This is a genomic window from Mesorhizobium sp. LNJC405B00 (genome assembly GCF_000502615.1).
Classification (GTDB): Bacteria; Pseudomonadota; Alphaproteobacteria; order Rhizobiales; family Rhizobiaceae; genus Mesorhizobium.
Genome location: NZ_AYWC01000013.1, coordinates 234,044 through 250,339 on the forward strand (window position 1 = coordinate 234,044; position 16,296 = coordinate 250,339).

Sequence of the window (16,296 nt, forward strand, 5' to 3'; positions counted from 1 at the left end):
ACGACCGCTCGCGGATAGACGAAAATCCGGCTAAGACGCCGCGCATGTCCTCCGGAGCCTCGTCATGCGCGTAACCACCGAGTTTTGGGTGTCGGCCCTGCTGCGCCGTGTTTTCGGCGCCGGCGGCTTTGCGGCCGTCGTCAAGCGCGGCGCGACCGAGGCCGGCGCTGTCTTCGTGCTCTCCCGCGGCAGGCTGGGCGACGTCTCCCTGTTCGGCCCGGCGCCCCAGACGAGCTACGATTCGGACAAACCGGATGATCGCTTTTTCACGCTGCTCGGCGCCGGCGACGATGCCGCCGCGCTTGACGCCAGGCTTGAGCGGGAGAAAAAATTCGATCCCGACATCTGGGTGGTCGAGATCGAGGCCGCAACGGTTTCCGTCGAGGAGCTTCTCTCCGTCAAGACGCCTTGAGGCTGGCCCCTAGGCTGGCTTTGTCGACGTCCGGCGCTTGGTCGCCATTCGCGGCGACAGGGGTGTTGCCGCGCACCGCTCGCGACAATGTTTCGGCCTTCCAGCCGCGCACCTTGTCGAGCGCCGCCTCGTGGTGCAGCAGCCGGTATCGGTCGAGGAAGATGCGGATCGCCTGCGGGTGCGGAAACTCCCGGGGGTAAACCGCGACCACGATCAGGAATGCCCTGTCCTCGCTGAGGTCGAGCGCCCGCAGCGCGGCGAGCAACGAGACATAGCTCGAATGCTCGGTCAGCGACCGCGCCGTGGAGAAGTCGATGTCGAGCGCGTCGGCAAGCGCGGTCTGAAAGAAGGCGGCTTTGCCGGTCAGCGCCGTCTCGCGCAGCTTGCTGTAAGTTGCTGAGCCGACGAAGGGATTGACCGATGTCGCCTCGCCCTCGGCGAGCATCATCGAGCGCAGGCGGCGCCTGGCGGTTTCGGCGGCGCTGCCGGGCAGTTTTGGTGCGCTGGGAGCGGCGGCAGCGGCTTCGGCACCGTTGCCCGCCACGTCGGCGATCGGCTCGGGCTGCCGCACGCGCACCAGGGTCGGCTTTTCCAGCGCCTTGATCAACTGCGCGATGGTCGGGTTCAAATCCTTGCGGCGGGCAATGGCGCGCGCATGCGGCAGGCCGTGGCGGCCGATCAACGCGATCAGGTCGATGTCGCCCAGCGCCCGCGAACGGACGAGCAAGGGCGCGCAGACATCGACCGGCTCCTCGCAAAGCCGCCGCACCAGGGCGGCCGGCGCATATTCGCATTCGGACAGGGCGGCGGCGACATAGCGGCGCGATTCGACCGGCACGCTGTCGAACAGCGGCAGCGTCAGATCCTCGAGCTGGGCGATCTCGCGGCGCGACGGGCGGGTCAGCGAGCAGAACGCCGACACGGCGGCGCGAAACAGCCTTTCGGCTTTTCCCGATTCCGTCCGTATGGCGATTTGCCTGAAATCCGAAGCTGACACGGAAGATACGCCCGACACTCGACACAACCCGGACCATGCTCAACCGCAACTGTGTCGGTTTCGCGCAAGGCCTGGAACAAACATCAAATTAGCCGCGATCCGTTAGCGCTCCGTTAACCCTCTGCCGGCCTTAATCACATTTGGAGGCGTTGCGTTGTGCTCCGGGGCAACCGAGAGGAATACGCGAACCATGGGCATGGTACTGTCTTTCGTGCCGCGATCGGCACCAGTCAATCGAGCAGTTCAGGACACCGGTACGCCGGCGGCGGTGATCATTTTTCCCGGCGTCCGCTACGAGCATCCGCCATTGGCGGGCCAGGCGCGACCGGCGGACCAGCCGGGCACACCACGGACGCCTGTTCCGCACCACTGAATTTGCTGGTCGTCGGGGTGAGGTCAGTAGTCCTGCAGTTCGCAGGAGCTCTGGTCCAGGAACTGCGACACAACTGGCTTCCAGCTGTCGTCAGGCACGAAGGCGCGGATGACGAAGATGCCTTCCTCGATCGGCGCCTCGACGAAGATCGCCCCTTGCAGGTCTTCGGGAAGCTCCCTGCGCACGTCGATCATCTGTGCCGGCGTCAGCACCACGGTGTCCAGCTTGCTGCCGGTCGCCGTGCGGTCGTTGAATGAATAGAAATTGTGGCCGTTGCGGTCATAGACCGACACCGACCAGAACGGCACGCTGCCCGGCGCCTTGATCCGCACCACGCCTTCGGCAAGGTCGAAGCGGCAGGCGGCGGCGTAAAACAGCGGATCCACTGACTTCACCACCGGCGCGCCGCCCGCCTCGGCATCCAGCCTGGTCATCTTGTAGAGGTCGGACGCCATCGCCAGCCGTGACCAGGCATCGCGCTCGGTAAATTCCGGCACCAGCAAAAGCACCACGATGTGGACGATGCCGGCGCCGAGCAGGCCGAGCAGGATGGCGTGCAGCAACCTACGCATTGCAGCCAGCCTTGACGATCCGGGGCAGCGACACGTCGGAAAGGCCGGTGCTTGAGGCAATCGGCGTATCGTAGAAGGTGAGCACGAAGTACATCCGGCCAAAACCTTCGGTCAGAAGCCAGTTGCCGGGGGCCGGACGGTTGCCGACGGCGATGATCACCGAATTGTCGGGCTGACGCAGCACCTGGTAGGATTGCAGCGCCGCCAGCCTCGGCTTGCCGGTGTCGACCACGCCGAGCGATTGATCCGCGGCATAGAGCGTCCAGAACCGGGCGGTCGGGAAACTGCCTTCGATCCTGTAGTCGCATTGCCGCTGAAGCTCATCGCCGGCCGCATCGCGTTCGGCGATGAAGGACAAGCCTTCCGCCTTGCCGAGCGCCAGCACGCCCTCGCGCGCCACGCGCGCCTTCGAATAGGGGTCGGCATCTTGCGTGCCGATCTCGGGGAAGGCGGTCCATTGGCCGATGCTGATCGCGCCGACGCCGCTCTGCGCCTGCAGCGCATACCAGACGCTGCCGCCGCCGAGGCCGATGGCTATGGCAAGCGAAAGCAGCGTGAAAAAGGCGGTCTTGAGCATGAAGAACCGGGACGAGAGAATTATCGTTCGGGGATATAGCGGGGCAGGCCACAGAGCAAGCAGCGCTGTGGAATCAAAGCGCCGACAGGGTCTCCGGTGTCTGCGGCGAGCCGAGCACGGGCGCGGCCTGGAACACCTTGGTCATCTCGCGCAGCGTCTGTGTCGTGCGGCTGGACAGCACCGCCGGGCGCTCGGCCGCGGCATCGGCGGCTGCCTGATCGGCGTTTTTCTTCTCCGCTTCCTCGGCTTTGGCCGCGATCTCTTCGTCGACGAAGGGCTTGTCGAGGCCGGGGATCGGCTTCAGGTCGATATTCTGGTGCGCGTAGACCATCAGCCGCTGCCACACCATCGCCGGCAGCGTGCCTCCGGTCATGTTGCGGGTCGGGGTGAAGTCGTCATTGCCGAGCCAGACGGCAGCGGTGTAATTGCCGGTGAAGCCGACGAACCAGGCGTCGCGGTAGGATTGCGTCGTCCCCGTCTTGCCGGCGACGACGATGTTGGGCAGCTGCGCGCGCCGCGCGGTGCCGATCGCCGGCACCGCAGCCAGCATGGTGTTCATGTATTTCAGAGCCTGTTCCGACAGAACCCGATGCGGCGCCGGCGCATCCTTGGCAAAGTCGTAGACGACATCGCCGGTGCGGGTGACGAGCTGGGTGATGCCGTGCCGCGAGCCGGCGAAGCCGTTCTGCGCGAACACGCTGTAGCCCGTCGCCTGGTCCATGACCGTCATGCCCGATGTGCCGAGCACCATGGTCTTGTGCGACTCCAGCGGCGATTCCACGCCGAATGATTCGGCCATCGCCTTGATCGGGCCGATGCCGAGATAGTCCTTGGCCAGCCGTACCGGCACGGTGTTGATCGATTTGGCGATCGCCGTGATCAGCGTCACATTGCCGGCCGAGCCGCCATTGTAATTGTGCGGTGACCAGCCGCCCCAGCTGATCGGCCCGCCTGAGACGACGGAGTCCGGGGTGAACCCGTGCTCCATGGCGGTGGCGTAGACGTAAGGTTTGAACGAGGAGCCGGTCTGGCGCAGCGCCTTGGTGGCGCGGTTGAACTGGCTTGCGCCATAGTCGCGGCCGCCGACAATGGCGCGCACCGCGCCATTGGTCTCGATCACCACAACGGCGCCCTCGGTGACGTTGTACTCCTTGCCGAACTGGCGCAGGTGAAATTCGACGGATTCTTCCGCTGCCTTCTGGATGTTGGCATCGAAAGTGGTGTGTGCGACGAGCGAATGCTGGCCGGGCTTGGCGATTTTCTTGACCTCATCGAACGCCCAGTCGAGGTAATAATCCGGGCTCTTCTGCTCGCCGCGGTCGACGATCTCGGCTGGATGCAGCCTTGCCTGCAGCACCTGGCCTTCGGTCATGAAACCGGAATCGACGAGGTTCGACAGCACCACATTGGCGCGAGCGCGGGCAGCGGGCAGGTTGATGTGCGGGGCGTATTTGGTCGGCGCCTTGAACAGGCCGGCCAGCATCGCCGCCTCGGCGAGGTTCAGATCCTTGACGCTCTTGCCGAAATAGAAATCCGCCGCCGCCTCGATGCCGAACGTGCCGCCGCCCATATAGGCGCGGTCGAGATAGAGCTGCAGGATCTCCTTCTTCGACAGATTGGCCTCCAGCCACAGCGACAGGAAGGCTTCCTTGATCTTGCGCTGGAAGGTCCGCTCATTCGACAGGAACAGGTTCTTGGCCAGCTGCTGGGTGATGCTGGAGCCGCCCTGGACGACGGAATTGGCCCGCACATTCTCGAAGATGGCGCGCGACAGGCCGAGCACGTCGATGCCGTAGTGCTCGAAGAAGCGCCGGTCCTCGGTCGCCAGCACTGCTTTGATGACATGGTCCGGCATCTCGTCGACAGGCACGGAATCGCGCTGGATGATGCCGCGCTGGCCAATCTCGTTGCCGTAGCGGTCGAGGAAGGTGACGGCGAAATCGCCCTGACTGCGCCAGTCGCCGGTGGTGATCTGGAAGGCCGGCATCGCGAGTGCGAGCAGCACGACGACGCCGCCGGCGCCCATCGTAAAACCTTCGCTCAGCACCTCGATGATGCCGCGTCGCCAGCCGGTGACTCGGAAGCGCCGCGAAAAAATGGTTGCCGATTCCCAGAACTGGCCGGCCTTGAAGCCGATTTCGTAGAGCGAGGAATCGATCCAGGCGTCCACCGCCAGCAGTGCGGCGGCGATCGGACCTCTTCGTCTTGGACGTCGTTCTAAAGGACTGGCCATTCCCGAAACTCACCCAACCCACCTGAGAACCGCAAGCGGGCAATTTCAGGGCGGGCATACCCGGCGAAGACTATTCTTCCATTTCAGCCCGGCTCACAAGGGCAGCCAGGCCACACCGCACGGTTTGTTGAGCGCCGCCCGGATCGTGACGCTGGAGGTCGACGCCGTCGATGCCGACGCCAGTGGCTTCGAGCCAGTCTGGCACAAGGGCCGGCGCGTCGGCTTCGTCGCCTCAGCCGGCTATGGCTACACAATAGGCAAAAGCGTCGCGCTGACGTTGCTGGGCGACGAATTCGCCGGGGAGGGGACCGCGCTTTCGGTGCACATTGTCGGCGTCGAGCGGCCGGCGCGAATTATTCCGGCCTCGCCATACGACCCCGAGGGCAGGCGATGCGGCAATGAGGAGTTTTGGCCATGGTCGATGACATCATAAGGGAGACCAGGCGCGAGCGCCGGCGCGGGCACACCGGTGAGGCCGGCAGCGGGCCAAGCCGCCACCCGAACTATCGCTCGCTCAAGAACCCGTTCCTGCCGCAGCCGGTGTTTTCGGACGACCAGGTCGCGGCCATCCACGACACGGCGTTGCGCGTGCTGGAAGAGCTCGGCATCAAGGTGCTGCTGCCGGAGGCACGGGCGATCTACGCCAAAGCCGGTGCGCTGGTCGACGAGGACAGCCGGATGGTGCGCATCGGCCGCGATATTGTCACTGCGGCACTGGCCTCGGCGCCGAAATCCATCCGGGCGCTGGCGGGCGACCGTAGCCGCGATCTCATGCTGGAGCTCGGCTCGATGACGTTCCTCGCCGGGGCCGGGGCGCCCAACGTCACCGATCTCGAACGCGGACGGCGTCCGGGCACGCTCGCCGCTTTCGAAGAACTGACCAAGCTTGTTCAGAATTTCGATGTGCTGCATATGCTCGGCCCCTGGATCGAGCCTCAGGATGTCGACAACCGTTTACGCCACTATGCCGTCAACCGTGCGCAGCTGACCCTGTCGGACAAGTTTCCCTTCGTCTTCGCCCGTGGCACGCCGCAGGTCGAGGACGGGTTCGAGATGATCCGGTTGGCGCGCGGCCTCTCGCAGGACGAGTTCCTGGCCGGCGTCCATTGCTATACCGTCATCAACACCAATTCGCCGCGCCAGCTCGATATCCCGATGGCGCAAGGCATCATCGACTTCGCCAAGGCCGGCCAGGTGTCCATCATCACGCCCTTCTGCCTGGCCGGCGCCATGGCGCCGATCACCGTCGCCGGCGCATTGACGCTGCAGCATGCCGAGGCGCTGGCTGGTCTCGCGCTGGCGCAGATGGTGCGGCCGGGCGCACCGGTGGTTTACGGATCCTTCTCCTCCAATGTGGACATGAAGTCCGGCGCACCGGCCTTCGGCACGCCCGAGCACGTCAAGGCGACGCTGGGCGCCGGTCAGCTGGCCCGCTTCACCGGCCTGCCTTGGCGGTCCGGCGGCGGCAGTGCGGCCAACATTTCCGATGTGCAGGCGGCGCACGAGACGCAGTTCGCGCTGTGGGGCTCGGTGCTTGCCGGCGCCACCGTCTGCATCCATGCCGCCGGCTGGCTGGAGGGTGGCCTCAGCGTCTCCTACGAGAAGCTGATCACCGATATCGAGGCATTGCAGACGGTTGCCGAACTCTGCGCTACGACCCCCGGCGACGAGGATTCGATCGGCTTCGAGGCGATCGCTGAAGTCCAGCCGGGCGGGCATTTCTTCTCCGCCGGCCACACCATGACGCGCTACCGCACCGCCTTCTACGAGCCGCTGGTCGCCGATTGGTCGAATTTCGGCAGCTGGACGCAGTCCGGTTCGAAGTCGGCCACCGAGCGCGCCACCGGCATCTGGAAGCGGACGCTGGCCGACTTCCAGCCGCCTGCGTCGGCCGTTGCCACATCCGATGTGCTCGACGAGTTCATTGCCCGCCGCACCGAAGAGGGCGGAGCGTTGCCGGTGTCGTGAGGTTGGCAGCCGTCACGTCGGCCGCTTGTCGCCGGTCTTCGACGGCTCGCGGCGAATCGGCCCGGCATCGGCCTGCCTGTGCTTGTCGGCGGCAATCCGGCGGATGCGATCGAAGCGGCTCTCCTCCGCCGGCTTGGTCGCGGATACAGCGTTTGGCTTCGGGGCGAATGTGATCATCTGTCGATCTCCCTGTCGTTGATGACAGTCTTGACTGACTGACGGAAATTCCTGGCTCGCCGGGGAAATGTCCCCGGCAGCCTGTTCTGATTTATGCCCGCCCAGATTCCCAGCGGGCAATTTTCGGGCGATGGTCAGTAGCCGCCCATGCCGCCACCGCCGCCCGCAGGCGCCGCATCCTTGGCCGGAACGTCGGTGATCATCGCTTCGGCGGTGATCAGAAGCGCTGCAATCGAGCCGGCATCCTGCAGTGCGGTGCGCACCACTTTCGCCGGATCGACGATGCCCGCCTTGATCATGTCGACATAGACCTCGTTCTGGGCATCAAAGCCCTGATTGTGGTCCTTGCTGTCGGACAGCCTGCCGACGACGATCGAGCCTTCGACACCGGAATTCTCGGCGATCTGGCGGATCGGCGCTTCGAGTGCCCTGAGCACGATCGAAATGCCTGCCGTCACATCGTCATTGGCGCCAGTCAGCCCGGCCAGCGCCGATCTGGCGCGCAGAAGCGCCACGCCACCGCCGGGCACGATGCCTTCTTCCACCGCCGCGCGCGTCGCATTCAGCGCGTCGTCGATGCGGTCCTTCTTTTCCTTCACTTCAGACTCGGTGACGCCGCCGACGCGGATCACGGCGACGCCGCCGGCGAGCTTGGCCAGCCGCTCCTGCAGCTTCTCCTTGTCGTAGTCGGACGTGGTCTCCTCGATCTGGCCCTTGATCTGCGCGATGCGCGCCTGGATGGTCGCCTTGGTGCCGGCGCCGTCGATGATCGTGGTGGTGTCCTTCTCGATCAGTACGCGCTTGGCGCGGCCAAGCATCTCGATGGTGACGTTTTCGAGCTTGATGCCGAGATCCTCGGAAATCATCTGGCCCGATGTCAGCACGGCGATGTCTTCCAGCATCGCCTTGCGGCGATCGCCGAAGCCCGGCGCCTTGACGGCCGCGACCTTGAGGCCGCCGCGCAGCTTGTTGACGACCAGCGTCGCCAGTGCTTCGCCTTCGACGTCTTCCGAGATGATCAGCAACGGCCTGCCGCTCTGCACCACTGCTTCGAGGATCGGCAGCATCGCCTGCAGATTGCCGAGCTTCTTCTCGTGGATGAGCACGTAAGGCTCTTCCAGTTCGACGCGCATCTTGTCGGCATTGGTGACGAAATAGGGTGAGAGATAGCCGCGGTCGAACTGCATGCCTTCGACGACGTCGAGTTCGGTGTCGGCGGTCTTGGCCTCCTCGACGGTGATGACGCCGTCATTGCCGACCTTGTCCATCGCCTTGGCGATCATGGCGCCGACGCTGGCATCGCCATTGGCGGCGATGGTGCCGACCTGCGCGATCTCGGCCGACGACTTGACCTTCTTGGCCTTCGCCTTGATGTCCTTGACCACGGCGGCGACAGCCTGGTCGATGCCACGCTTGAGGTCCATCGGGTTCATGCCCGCGGCAACCAGCTTGGCGCCTTCGCGCAGGATCGATGCGGCCAGCACCGTGGCGGTGGTGGTGCCGTCACCGGCGAGGTCGTTGGTCTTCGAAGCCACTTCGCGCACCATCTGCGCGCCCATGTTCTCGAACTTGTCAGCAAGCTCGATTTCCTTGGCCACCGTCACACCGTCCTTGGTGATGCGCGGCGCGCCATAGGCCTTGTCGATGATGACGTTGCGGCCCTTGGGGCCGAGCGTGACCTTCACCGCATTGGTGAGGATCTCGACGCCGCGCAGCATGCGGTCGCGCGCGTCGGTGGCGAATTTGATTTCCTTGGCAGACATTTTTTTCAATCCCGTTGGTGTGGTGAAGCAAGCGGCTCGCCGGAGCCTGGCAAAGCCAGGCCGGTCAGGCAGCCTTCTTGGCTTTGACGCTCTTCTCGGTGACGACCGTCCCGCTCTTGCCGATAGCGGCCGTCTCGCTCTTGTCGATGACGCCCATAATGTCGGCTTCCTTCATGATCAGCAGGTCCTCGCCGTCGATCTTGACCTCGGTGCCCAACCATTTGCCGAACAGGATGAAGTCGCCGGCCTTGACGTCGAGCGGAACAAGCGCGCCGTTTTCGTCGCGTGCGCCCGGCCCAACGGCGATGACTTCGCCTTCCTGCGGCTTTTCCTTGGCATTGTCGGGAATGATGATGCCGCCCTTGGATTTGACATCGCCTTCGGCGCGCCGGATGACGACGCGGTCGTGGAGTGGCCGAAACTTCATGAGAACTTCTTTCTGGGGCCGGCATAGGCGACCGCGCCGTTCTTATAGGCGTGTTGGCACTCGATAGATAGGAGTGCCAAAAATTATTCGTGGCCAAAATTAAATATTAAAAAGTATTATGATGTCTGCAGGGTTCGAAACGTCGCGAGGCGCCTAGATATTTCAAAAAATTGAATTTCGAGGCAAAAGTGACTATTTATATCGTAAGTTCGATTTCACAATTTCAGGCACGAAGGAGATTTAGGCGATGGCCGAAGGCAATCAGAGCATCATGGAAAAAGCTGAAGCCCGCTTCATGGACAAGCAGAAGAAGACGGCCGAGCGCAACAAGGCAACCTCCGACTACATGTCCGAAGCGAGGGCCAGGGAGATCAAGACGGCAAGGCTCAGGGAATTGCGCCTGGCCAAGGAAGAGGCCGACCGCGTCGCGGAAGCCTTGAACCCGACACCGAAGAAGAAGCGGGCGACAGTCAAGAAAGCCGCCGCCGCGCCGAAGGGGGGCACGTCATGAGCCTGACATTCCCCAATCCAAGTCGCTTCTATGACGAGGCCGGCAAGCGCATCCGCTTTGTCGGCCACGACGGCATGTTCCAGATTTCCTTCTCTGTCGCAGCCGATGCCCTCTCGAAGGCGCCATCAGGGACGGCGACCGCGGAAGCCACCTATCTGGCGGCTTTCGACACCGCGTCCAGCTCCATCCATGACATTGCCAGCAAGGCCTACGCCCGCACCCGCAAGAGCATATATGTGCTCACAGCCGCGGATTTCGGTTAGCGCGCGTTCGTCTTGCAATCAGAGCGGCTGAGATCAGCGTGCGTCAGGACTTGCGGTCGGCTTTTGCCCGCCGCTTGACGTCCCGGCTGTTCAGGCGGTCGGCCATCGCTTCCGCATCGCGCACATTCATGGCCACCATTACCTGTTGCTTAAGCTCGACAGGCTGGCCGGTGAAGATGTCGAAGATAGTCCAGCTCTCGGGCTCGTCCATGCGCAACGCGTAGCGGTTTGTCATATCGGCATCAGGCCTTTGACATGAAAAATGCCGCCGCCAGGATCAGGATTGTCCAGGCCACCACCGACAGCTTCAAGGCCAGGCCGCCATGCATTGAAAGTATCTCGCGCATGCGCAGGGCCACGGTGCTCTTCGACAGGGCGGGTGCTGCCGCAATCGCGACCGGGGGCTTGACGCCGAGCTTTCCAAAAGCCGGCAGCAGCGGTGGCGTTCGCATGAAATGACCTCGAATTGCCGGAGAAAACAGGGCTCCTCATAACACCCTTCTTGAAACTCCCCGCATGCCAAATAGAACCCGGTCCGTGAAAGGGCCATGCCGCCCGATTCGCCGCCTTCCATCAGGCGGATCGTCATCTGGCGAAATCCGTGCAACGCGGTTAGGTTGCGCGCGAAACTGAGGTTGTTCAAAGCGTGACAGGCGAACGGAGACGACGATGACGGCGCCCGGCGATTTGCTGCAAGCCTTGTTCATGAGATTGAAGAGCGATGCCTCGCTGACGGCGCTGCTCGGCGGCGCCGGGTTGCGCGAGCAGGCGGCCGACAGTGCCGCCTTCCCTTATGTGACCTATGGCAGGACCAGCGCATTCGATCTGGACACCGGCGCCGACAATGATGACGACCAGCTCATCACGCTGCATGTCTGGTCGAAGGCGCAAGGCGAGGCCGAGACGCGTCTGATCATGGACAGCATCCGGGCGCGCCTTGACGGCGCCGCTTTCGCCACCGGCTCGCGCGACCAGACCCGCCTGTCCTTGGAGTTCGCCGAGGCCCGCTACGACGAGGACCTGGCGCTCTACCACGGGGTGCTGCGGATACGCGCCCTCACCGAGCAAAATGATTGAAGCAACCTAGATTTGCGCCGGGATCTCGGCCTTGTCGATGACTGACCACACCTCGCGGATGCGACCCTCTCCGAATTCGTAGAAAACATTCTCAGCGAACGACACGCGCTTGCCGTTCACCGGCAGGCCGAACAGCACGCCCTTGGGATGACAGTCGAAATGCAGGCGCGCCGCCACGCGCGGCGGCTGGCAGACCAGCAGTTCGATGTTGAAGCGGAGGTCGGGAATCGCCTCGAAATCGCCTTCGAGCATACGGCGATAACCCGACAGGCCGAGCATTTCGCCATTGTGCTGCACCTCGTCGCCGACAAAGTCTCCAAGTTTCGCCCAGTCCTGGGCATTCAGGCAAGCGATATAGCCCCGGTAAAGGTCGGCAAGGTCTTTATCCGTCATGGCGCACTCCGATGATTTGGCGTTTCCCGCGCTATTTAGGGCGGCCCTTCAGAATGGTCTCGCCTTGACCTGTTCCCAATCTGGCTGCGAATTGAGAACCTGCGCGCAAACACCATAGCCGCGCAGCCGGTTTTCCGGTTATGAATCCATTGCCCGGTCTGAGGGACTGGGCGGTAGGATCGCATTCATTCGTTGCGCGCGCAGGGGGTATTGCGGGGATGGATTTTCACCCGTTCACCGTTCATTTCACGTTCAGCACAGTTGCGTTACAACGCCGACCATGAAAACGCTTCGCTCTCATGTCAGAACCGCGATACTGGCGCTCACGGCGGCCGGCCTGTTGGCGTCGCAAGCGACGCCGGCAGCCGCGGCGGATTGCTACGCGATCGGCCAGCAGGTTGCCGAGCAGAATGGCGGCACGCTGGCCAAGGCTTCGCAGACGACGCGTGGCGGCCAGGAGGTCTGCGTCATCGTCGTGCTTGTGCCGGGCAAGGACGGCCAGCGTCCGCGCCGCTCCGAGATCGTCGTCCCGGCGAACTGATCCAATCTTCCCCCTTGCAGGGCTCGTTTCCCAGACCACCGGAATCGGCCTATATCTGACACATCAACAGGCCTGACCGATCATGCGCGTACTCGTCGTCGAAGATGACAAGGATCTCAACCGGCAGCTGGCCGACGCGCTGGTCGATGCCGGCTATGTCGTCGACCGCTCCTATGACGGCGAGGAGGGGCATTTCCTCGGCGACACCGAGCCCTACGATGCCGTCGTGCTCGACATAGGCCTGCCGCAGATGGACGGCATCAGCGTCGTCGAGCGCTGGCGCCGCAACGGCCGCAAGATGCCGGTGCTGATCCTGACAGCGCGCGACCGCTGGAGCGACAAGGTGTCGGGCATCGATGCCGGCGCCGACGACTATGTCACCAAGCCGTTCCACATCGAGGAGGTGCTGGCCAGGGTGAGGGCGCTGATCCGCCGCGCCGCCGGCCATGCCTCGTCCGAGCTCACTTGCGGGCCGCTGCGCCTCGACACCAAGGCCTCCAAGGCCGATGTCGCCGGCGTGCCGCTGAAGCTGACCTCGCATGAGTTCCGCCTGCTGGCGTATCTGATGCACCATATGGGCGAGGTGGTGTCGCGCACCGAGCTGGTCGAGCATCTCTACGACCAGGATTTCGACCGCGATTCCAACACCATCGAGGTCTTTGTCGGCCGGCTGCGCAAGAAGATGGGCATCGACATGATCGAAACCGTGCGCGGCATGGGCTATCGCATGCGTGAGCCGGAGGCGTAAGGCGGAACCGCTCCCCATACCAGCAAGGAAGCCTTTTTCGGCGCGGCTCTGGCCGCGCTCGCTGGCCTTCCGCGTCATCGGATTTTCCACGATCTGGGCGATCCTCACCCTGATCGTCATCTTCACTCTGATCACCACGCTCTACCGCCAGGCCAGCGAGCGCGGCTTCGACAGCCTGCTGTCGGCGCATCTGTTCAATCTGATCGGCTCGGTCGGCGTTTCCGAATCCGGCCAGCTCACCGGTGCTCCCGACCTTGGCGACCTGCGCTTCTCGGAGCCGAATTCGGGCTGGTACTGGTCGGTGGAGCCGGCTTCCGAAGGTGTGCACGGCAACCTTCATTCGTCCTCGATGACCACGACGATCCCGTCGCCGACCGTCGCCGAGGTGCCGTTCAATTCGAGCTTCCAGCGCAGCTACTCCACCGACGGTATCGGCGACGAGCAGCTCGAAGTGTTCGAGAGCGAATTCGTGCTCGACGCCAAGAACCGCGCCGCGCGCTTCCGCGTGATGGGCAACAAGACCGAGCTCGAACAGGAGATCGCCACCTTCCAAGGCCGATTGCTGACCTATCTCAGCCTGTTCGGCGTCGGCATGATCGCCATCAATGCGATCGCTATCCTGCTCGGCCTCCAGCCCTTGCGCCGGGTTCGCAACGCGCTTGCCCAGGTGCGCGAAGGCACGGCGCAGCGGCTCGATGGCCGGTTTCCCGCCGAGATCGAGCCGCTCGCCAACGAAACCAATGCGCTGATCGAAAACAACAAGCGCATCGTCGAGCGCTCGCGTACGCAGGTCGGCAACCTTGCCCATTCGCTGAAGACGCCGCTCGCCGTGCTGATAAATGAGGGCCGGGCTCTCGGCGGCGCCAAGGGCCAGCTCATCGCCGACCAGGCGGCGTCGATGCAGAAACAGGTCGACCACTACCTGCAGCGGGCACGGGTCGCGGCGCAGCGCGACAGCGTCGTCTACCGCACGCCGGTGACGCCGCTGGTGCAGCGCATGGTGCGCGTGCTGCAAAAACTCAAGCCTGATGTCAGCCTGTCGCTTACGCTGCCGGCGGCCGACATCGTCTTTGCTGGCGAGCGCGAGGATTTGGAGGAACTGCTCGGCAACCTTCTCGACAATGCGATGAAATGGGCGAAGAGCACTGTTGCCGTATCCGTCACGCCGGCCGCAGCCGGCCTGTTCGAGCTATCGATCGAGGATGACGGTCCCGGCATCCCCGAGGACAAGGCCCGCGACGTCTTGAAACGCGGCCGGCGCCTCGACGAGACAAAGCCGGGAACCGGGCTCGGACTTGCCATCGTTGCCGACCTCGTCAACGAGTATGGCGGGGCGCTGGCGCTGGAACGCTCCACGATGGGCGGGCTGAAGGCGGTTGTGCGCTTGCGGAGCTTGCAATGATGTACTGCCCAGGGCCAATCGACACGGCCGAATGCCTGTGTTATGGCGGCCCCTCGATTGCGCAAAAGCCGTTAAGAACGGCCAAATTTCCGACAAATATCAATACTATGACGTCCTGACGCCCCCCGATGACGCGGCCCCCAGCGCATCCCGTTCAAGAAAACCGGTTGTTGGCATGAAGATTCGCGTTGCGCTCGTTTCCGCACTGCTCGCTCTTTCCGGCTGCGGGACGCTGGGCAAGGGCAGTGGCCCGGATATCTCCATCACCAACCCGCCCGCGTCGCCTCCTTCAGGGGCCAAAGTCGCGACGACGATCATCTCGGCCATGGCCGGCGGGCTCGTCGGCGGATCGATCGGCAGCGGCCTGAACAGCACCGAGAAGCGCAAGGCGCTCGAGGCGGAATACAAGGCGCTCGAATATACGGCGAGCGGCCAGAAGGTGACGTGGAAGAGCGACAGTTCGGCTCATTCCGGCGAAGTCGTCGCGGCCCAGCCCTACCGCGTCGGCTCGCAGGATTGCCGCCAGTACACCCATACGGTGTTTACCGGCACGGCCGGCCAGACCGCGCGGGGCACCGCATGCCGCAACGCCGACGGCAGCTGGACGCCGCTGACCTGAACATTGGGCCGGGGTCGGAATCCCGTCAAAGCGTCGCAGCACCCTCATGTTGTGAGAGCAGGGCTCTCGCTCTATTGGAAGAACCATGCTGTTCTGGGTCATAGCCGCAATCCTCACGCTAGGCGCAAGCCTGACGGTGCTGCTGCCGCTGACCAGTGGCGGCAAGGACGCTCCGACCAGCAGCGACCACGACCTCGAAGTCTATCGCGACCAACTGGCCGAGCTTGAGCGTGACGCCGCGCGCGGGCTGATCCAGCCGGCGGAAGCCGAGGAGGCGCGCGCCGAAATCGCCCGCCGCATCCTTCGCCTGGGAGATGTTGGTCAAGCCAATGTCGGTCAAGCCGATGCGCCTGGCACGCGGCAGCCGTCAAAGGCGGCAAGGCTGGTGGCAACGGCTGCGGTACTGGCGGTCCCTCTGCTCAGCTGGGGCCTTTACAGCCAGCTCGGCTCGCCGGATCTGCCGTCGCAGCCGCTTGCCGAACGGCTGGCCAAGAATCCGGCCGATAGTTCGGTCGACGAGTTGGTGGCGCGCGCCGAGGCCCATCTTGCCGCCAACCCTGGCGATGGACGCGGCTGGGACGTGCTCGCCCCGATCTATCTGCGCCTGCAGCGCTTTCCCGATGCCGTGACCGCCTATCGCAATGCCATCCGCCTCGATGGCGACACGGCTGCCCGCGAGGCCGGTCTCGGCGAAGCGATCGCCAATGCGGCCGGCGGCATCGTTTCGGCCGATGCGCAATACGCTTTCGAACAGGCGCTAAAACTCGACCCGGGAAACGCGAAAGCCTCGTTCTATTTGGCGATGGCGCTGGCCCAGGAAGGCCGCATACCCGAGGCAACCACGGCTTGGCAGAAAATGCTCGATTCCCTGCCGCAGGATTCGCCATGGCGCGGAGCTGTCCAACAGGCACTGGCCGAGGCCGCCAACCGCAGCGTCGCGTCAGGAGAGCCCGCCAAAGGCCCCGACGCCGCAGCCGTCGATGCCGCCTCGTCGATGGCGCCGCAGGACAGGCAGGCCATGATCGAAACCATGGTCGCCGGCCTCGACGAAAAATTGCGGCAAAATCCGCGCGACACGGAAGGATGGATGCGGCTCATTCGTTCCTATGTTGTGCTGGGCAAGGCCGACCAGGCGCGCGACGCGCTGCATCGCGGTATTGCCGTGTTTGGCGCCGACAGTGAGGAAGCGAAGAAATTCACCGCCTTTGCCGCCTCGCTCGGCCTGACGGCGACGGAGTAGGAC

The 16,296-nt window shown here is 64.0% G+C and carries 21 protein-coding genes; 11 read left to right on the forward strand and 10 right to left on the reverse strand.

Annotation, left to right across the window (positions count from 1 at the left end; genetic code table 11):
* Positions 1–64 precede the first annotated feature (64 nt).
* Positions 65–412, forward strand: a complete 348-nt coding sequence (locus tag X756_RS142715) for a DUF1491 family protein (RefSeq protein ID WP_023670160.1) — start codon at positions 65–67, stop codon at positions 410–412.
* On the opposite strand, the gene X756_RS142710 is transcribed toward X756_RS142715, so the two are convergent.
* The 4 genes from X756_RS142710 to X756_RS142695 all read right to left on the reverse strand — a co-directional run bounded on the left by X756_RS142710 (position 399) and on the right by X756_RS142695 (position 5,164).
* Positions 399–1,409 carry a DUF2336 domain-containing protein gene (locus tag X756_RS142710; RefSeq protein ID WP_023731020.1) on the reverse strand — a complete coding sequence of 337 codons (1,011 nt, stop codon included), beginning with the start codon at positions 1,407–1,409 and terminating at the stop codon, positions 399–401. The two genes, X756_RS142715 and X756_RS142710, sit on opposite strands and share 14 nt — an antisense overlap.
* A gap of 396 nt (positions 1,410–1,805) precedes the next feature.
* On the reverse strand, positions 1,806–2,354 hold the full coding sequence (locus tag X756_RS142705; protein WP_023687234.1) for a DUF1254 domain-containing protein: 549 nt from the start codon (positions 2,352–2,354) through the stop codon (positions 1,806–1,808).
* On the reverse strand, positions 2,347–2,931 hold the full coding sequence (locus X756_RS142700; RefSeq protein WP_023670163.1) for a DUF1214 domain-containing protein: 585 nt from the start codon (positions 2,929–2,931) through the stop codon (positions 2,347–2,349). Before X756_RS142700 ends, X756_RS142705 begins: the two co-directional genes overlap by 8 nt.
* A gap of 73 nt (positions 2,932–3,004) precedes the next feature.
* Positions 3,005–5,164 (reverse strand): penicillin-binding protein 1A, encoded by a 2,160-nt coding sequence (locus X756_RS142695; RefSeq protein WP_023684539.1) that lies wholly within the window; start codon positions 5,162–5,164, stop codon positions 3,005–3,007.
* Between the two features lie 127 nt (positions 5,165–5,291).
* Between X756_RS142695 and X756_RS1000000170070 the strand changes: the two genes are divergently transcribed.
* Together X756_RS1000000170070 and X756_RS142690 are read left to right on the forward strand one after the other, a co-directional pair.
* The gene (locus X756_RS1000000170070; protein ID WP_245264567.1) at positions 5,292–5,597 is read left to right on the forward strand and encodes a glycine cleavage T C-terminal barrel domain-containing protein; all 306 of its coding nucleotides are present in this window, start codon (positions 5,292–5,294) and stop codon (positions 5,595–5,597) included.
* A complete protein-coding gene (locus X756_RS142690; RefSeq protein ID WP_023731021.1) occupies positions 5,579–7,132 on the forward strand; it encodes a trimethylamine methyltransferase family protein in 1,554 nt (517 codons plus the stop codon). The genes X756_RS1000000170070 and X756_RS142690 overlap by 19 nt, the downstream gene beginning before the upstream one ends.
* 12 nt (positions 7,133–7,144) lie before the next feature.
* Here the strand turns inward: X756_RS142690 and X756_RS1000000169485 are convergent, their stop codons facing one another.
* From X756_RS1000000169485 to X756_RS142680, 3 genes are all read right to left on the reverse strand, one after another.
* Positions 7,145–7,309 carry a hypothetical protein gene (locus X756_RS1000000169485; RefSeq protein WP_023687237.1) on the reverse strand — a complete coding sequence of 55 codons (165 nt, stop codon included), beginning with the start codon at positions 7,307–7,309 and terminating at the stop codon, positions 7,145–7,147.
* Between the two features lie 134 nt (positions 7,310–7,443).
* A complete protein-coding gene (groL, locus tag X756_RS142685) occupies positions 7,444–9,072 on the reverse strand; it encodes a chaperonin GroEL (protein WP_023684537.1) in 1,629 nt (542 codons plus the stop codon).
* A 64-nt stretch (positions 9,073–9,136) separates the two neighbouring features.
* Entirely contained in the window at positions 9,137–9,499 is a 363-nt protein-coding gene (locus tag X756_RS142680; protein ID WP_023731022.1) for a co-chaperone GroES, read from the reverse strand.
* Between the two features lie 247 nt (positions 9,500–9,746).
* Between X756_RS142680 and X756_RS142675 the strand changes: the two genes are divergently transcribed.
* Together X756_RS142675 and X756_RS142670 are read left to right on the forward strand one after the other, a co-directional pair.
* The gene (locus tag X756_RS142675; RefSeq protein WP_023670169.1) at positions 9,747–10,010 is read left to right on the forward strand and encodes a hypothetical protein; all 264 of its coding nucleotides are present in this window, start codon (positions 9,747–9,749) and stop codon (positions 10,008–10,010) included.
* The gene (locus X756_RS142670) at positions 10,007–10,273 is read left to right on the forward strand and encodes a DUF1488 domain-containing protein (protein WP_023670170.1); all 267 of its coding nucleotides are present in this window, start codon (positions 10,007–10,009) and stop codon (positions 10,271–10,273) included. Before X756_RS142675 ends, X756_RS142670 begins: the two co-directional genes overlap by 4 nt.
* Before the next feature lie 43 nt (positions 10,274–10,316).
* On the opposite strand, the gene X756_RS142665 is transcribed toward X756_RS142670, so the two are convergent.
* Positions 10,317–10,508 (reverse strand): hypothetical protein, encoded by a 192-nt coding sequence (locus X756_RS142665; RefSeq protein WP_023731023.1) that lies wholly within the window; start codon positions 10,506–10,508, stop codon positions 10,317–10,319.
* Positions 10,509–10,515: 7 nt separating this feature from the next.
* Entirely contained in the window at positions 10,516–10,725 is a 210-nt protein-coding gene (locus X756_RS142660) for a hypothetical protein (protein WP_023702192.1), read from the reverse strand.
* A gap of 217 nt (positions 10,726–10,942) precedes the next feature.
* Here X756_RS142660 and X756_RS142655 point away from each other — a divergent pair, with 217 nt between their 5' ends.
* Entirely contained in the window at positions 10,943–11,350 is a 408-nt protein-coding gene (locus tag X756_RS142655; RefSeq protein ID WP_023702191.1) for a DUF3168 domain-containing protein, read from the forward strand.
* A gap of 6 nt (positions 11,351–11,356) precedes the next feature.
* Here the strand turns inward: X756_RS142655 and X756_RS142650 are convergent, their stop codons facing one another.
* The gene (locus X756_RS142650; protein ID WP_023731024.1) at positions 11,357–11,743 is read right to left on the reverse strand and encodes an ester cyclase; all 387 of its coding nucleotides are present in this window, start codon (positions 11,741–11,743) and stop codon (positions 11,357–11,359) included.
* A 280-nt stretch (positions 11,744–12,023) separates the two neighbouring features.
* On the opposite strand from X756_RS142650, the gene X756_RS142645 reads away from it, so the two are divergent.
* The 5 genes from X756_RS142645 (at position 12,024) to ccmI (ending at position 16,293) form a co-directional block, all read left to right on the forward strand.
* Positions 12,024–12,284 carry a hypothetical protein gene (locus tag X756_RS142645; protein WP_023670174.1) on the forward strand — a complete coding sequence of 87 codons (261 nt, stop codon included), beginning with the start codon at positions 12,024–12,026 and terminating at the stop codon, positions 12,282–12,284.
* Between the two features lie 82 nt (positions 12,285–12,366).
* On the forward strand, positions 12,367–13,032 hold the full coding sequence (locus X756_RS142640; protein WP_023731025.1) for a response regulator transcription factor: 666 nt from the start codon (positions 12,367–12,369) through the stop codon (positions 13,030–13,032).
* Positions 13,016–14,434, forward strand: coding sequence for an ATP-binding protein (locus X756_RS142635; RefSeq protein WP_023702189.1), 1,419 nt, complete (start codon positions 13,016–13,018; stop codon positions 14,432–14,434). Before X756_RS142640 ends, X756_RS142635 begins: the two co-directional genes overlap by 17 nt.
* Before the next feature lie 175 nt (positions 14,435–14,609).
* The gene (locus tag X756_RS142630; RefSeq protein WP_023687241.1) at positions 14,610–15,053 is read left to right on the forward strand and encodes a hypothetical protein; all 444 of its coding nucleotides are present in this window, start codon (positions 14,610–14,612) and stop codon (positions 15,051–15,053) included.
* Positions 15,054–15,138: 85 nt separating this feature from the next.
* Positions 15,139–16,293, forward strand: coding sequence for a c-type cytochrome biogenesis protein CcmI (ccmI, locus tag X756_RS142625; RefSeq protein WP_023731026.1), 1,155 nt, complete (start codon positions 15,139–15,141; stop codon positions 16,291–16,293).
* Positions 16,294–16,296: the final 3 nt, after the last annotated feature.

Bases quoted from the DNA above. Each gene is read 5' to 3' on its own strand.
- X756_RS142715 (WP_023670160.1), top strand. From the start codon at position 65: ATGCGCGTAACCACCGAGTTTTGGGTGTCGGCCCTGCTGCGCCGTGTT.
- X756_RS142705 (WP_023687234.1), bottom strand. From the start codon at position 2,354: ATGCGTAGGTTGCTGCACGCCATCCTGCTCGGCCTGCTCGGCGCCGGC.
- X756_RS142700 (WP_023670163.1), bottom strand. From the start codon at position 2,931: ATGCTCAAGACCGCCTTTTTCACGCTGCTTTCGCTTGCCATAGCCATC.
- X756_RS142695 (WP_023684539.1), bottom strand. From the start codon at position 5,164: ATGGCCAGTCCTTTAGAACGACGTCCAAGACGAAGAGGTCCGATCGCC.
- X756_RS142690 (WP_023731021.1), top strand. From the start codon at position 5,579: ATGGTCGATGACATCATAAGGGAGACCAGGCGCGAGCGCCGGCGCGGG.
- X756_RS1000000169485 (WP_023687237.1), bottom strand. From the start codon at position 7,309: ATGATCACATTCGCCCCGAAGCCAAACGCTGTATCCGCGACCAAGCCG.
- groL (WP_023684537.1), bottom strand. From the start codon at position 9,072: ATGTCTGCCAAGGAAATCAAATTCGCCACCGACGCGCGCGACCGCATG.
- X756_RS142680 (WP_023731022.1), bottom strand. From the start codon at position 9,499: ATGAAGTTTCGGCCACTCCACGACCGCGTCGTCATCCGGCGCGCCGAA.
- X756_RS142675 (WP_023670169.1), top strand. From the start codon at position 9,747: ATGGCCGAAGGCAATCAGAGCATCATGGAAAAAGCTGAAGCCCGCTTC.
- X756_RS142670 (WP_023670170.1), top strand. From the start codon at position 10,007: ATGAGCCTGACATTCCCCAATCCAAGTCGCTTCTATGACGAGGCCGGC.
- X756_RS142665 (WP_023731023.1), bottom strand. From the start codon at position 10,508: ATGACAAACCGCTACGCGTTGCGCATGGACGAGCCCGAGAGCTGGACT.
- X756_RS142660 (WP_023702192.1), bottom strand. From the start codon at position 10,725: ATGCGAACGCCACCGCTGCTGCCGGCTTTTGGAAAGCTCGGCGTCAAG.
- X756_RS142655 (WP_023702191.1), top strand. From the start codon at position 10,943: ATGACGGCGCCCGGCGATTTGCTGCAAGCCTTGTTCATGAGATTGAAG.
- X756_RS142650 (WP_023731024.1), bottom strand. From the start codon at position 11,743: ATGACGGATAAAGACCTTGCCGACCTTTACCGGGGCTATATCGCTTGC.
- X756_RS142645 (WP_023670174.1), top strand. From the start codon at position 12,024: ATGAAAACGCTTCGCTCTCATGTCAGAACCGCGATACTGGCGCTCACG.
- X756_RS142640 (WP_023731025.1), top strand. From the start codon at position 12,367: ATGCGCGTACTCGTCGTCGAAGATGACAAGGATCTCAACCGGCAGCTG.
- X756_RS142630 (WP_023687241.1), top strand. From the start codon at position 14,610: ATGAAGATTCGCGTTGCGCTCGTTTCCGCACTGCTCGCTCTTTCCGGC.
- ccmI (WP_023731026.1), top strand. From the start codon at position 15,139: ATGCTGTTCTGGGTCATAGCCGCAATCCTCACGCTAGGCGCAAGCCTG.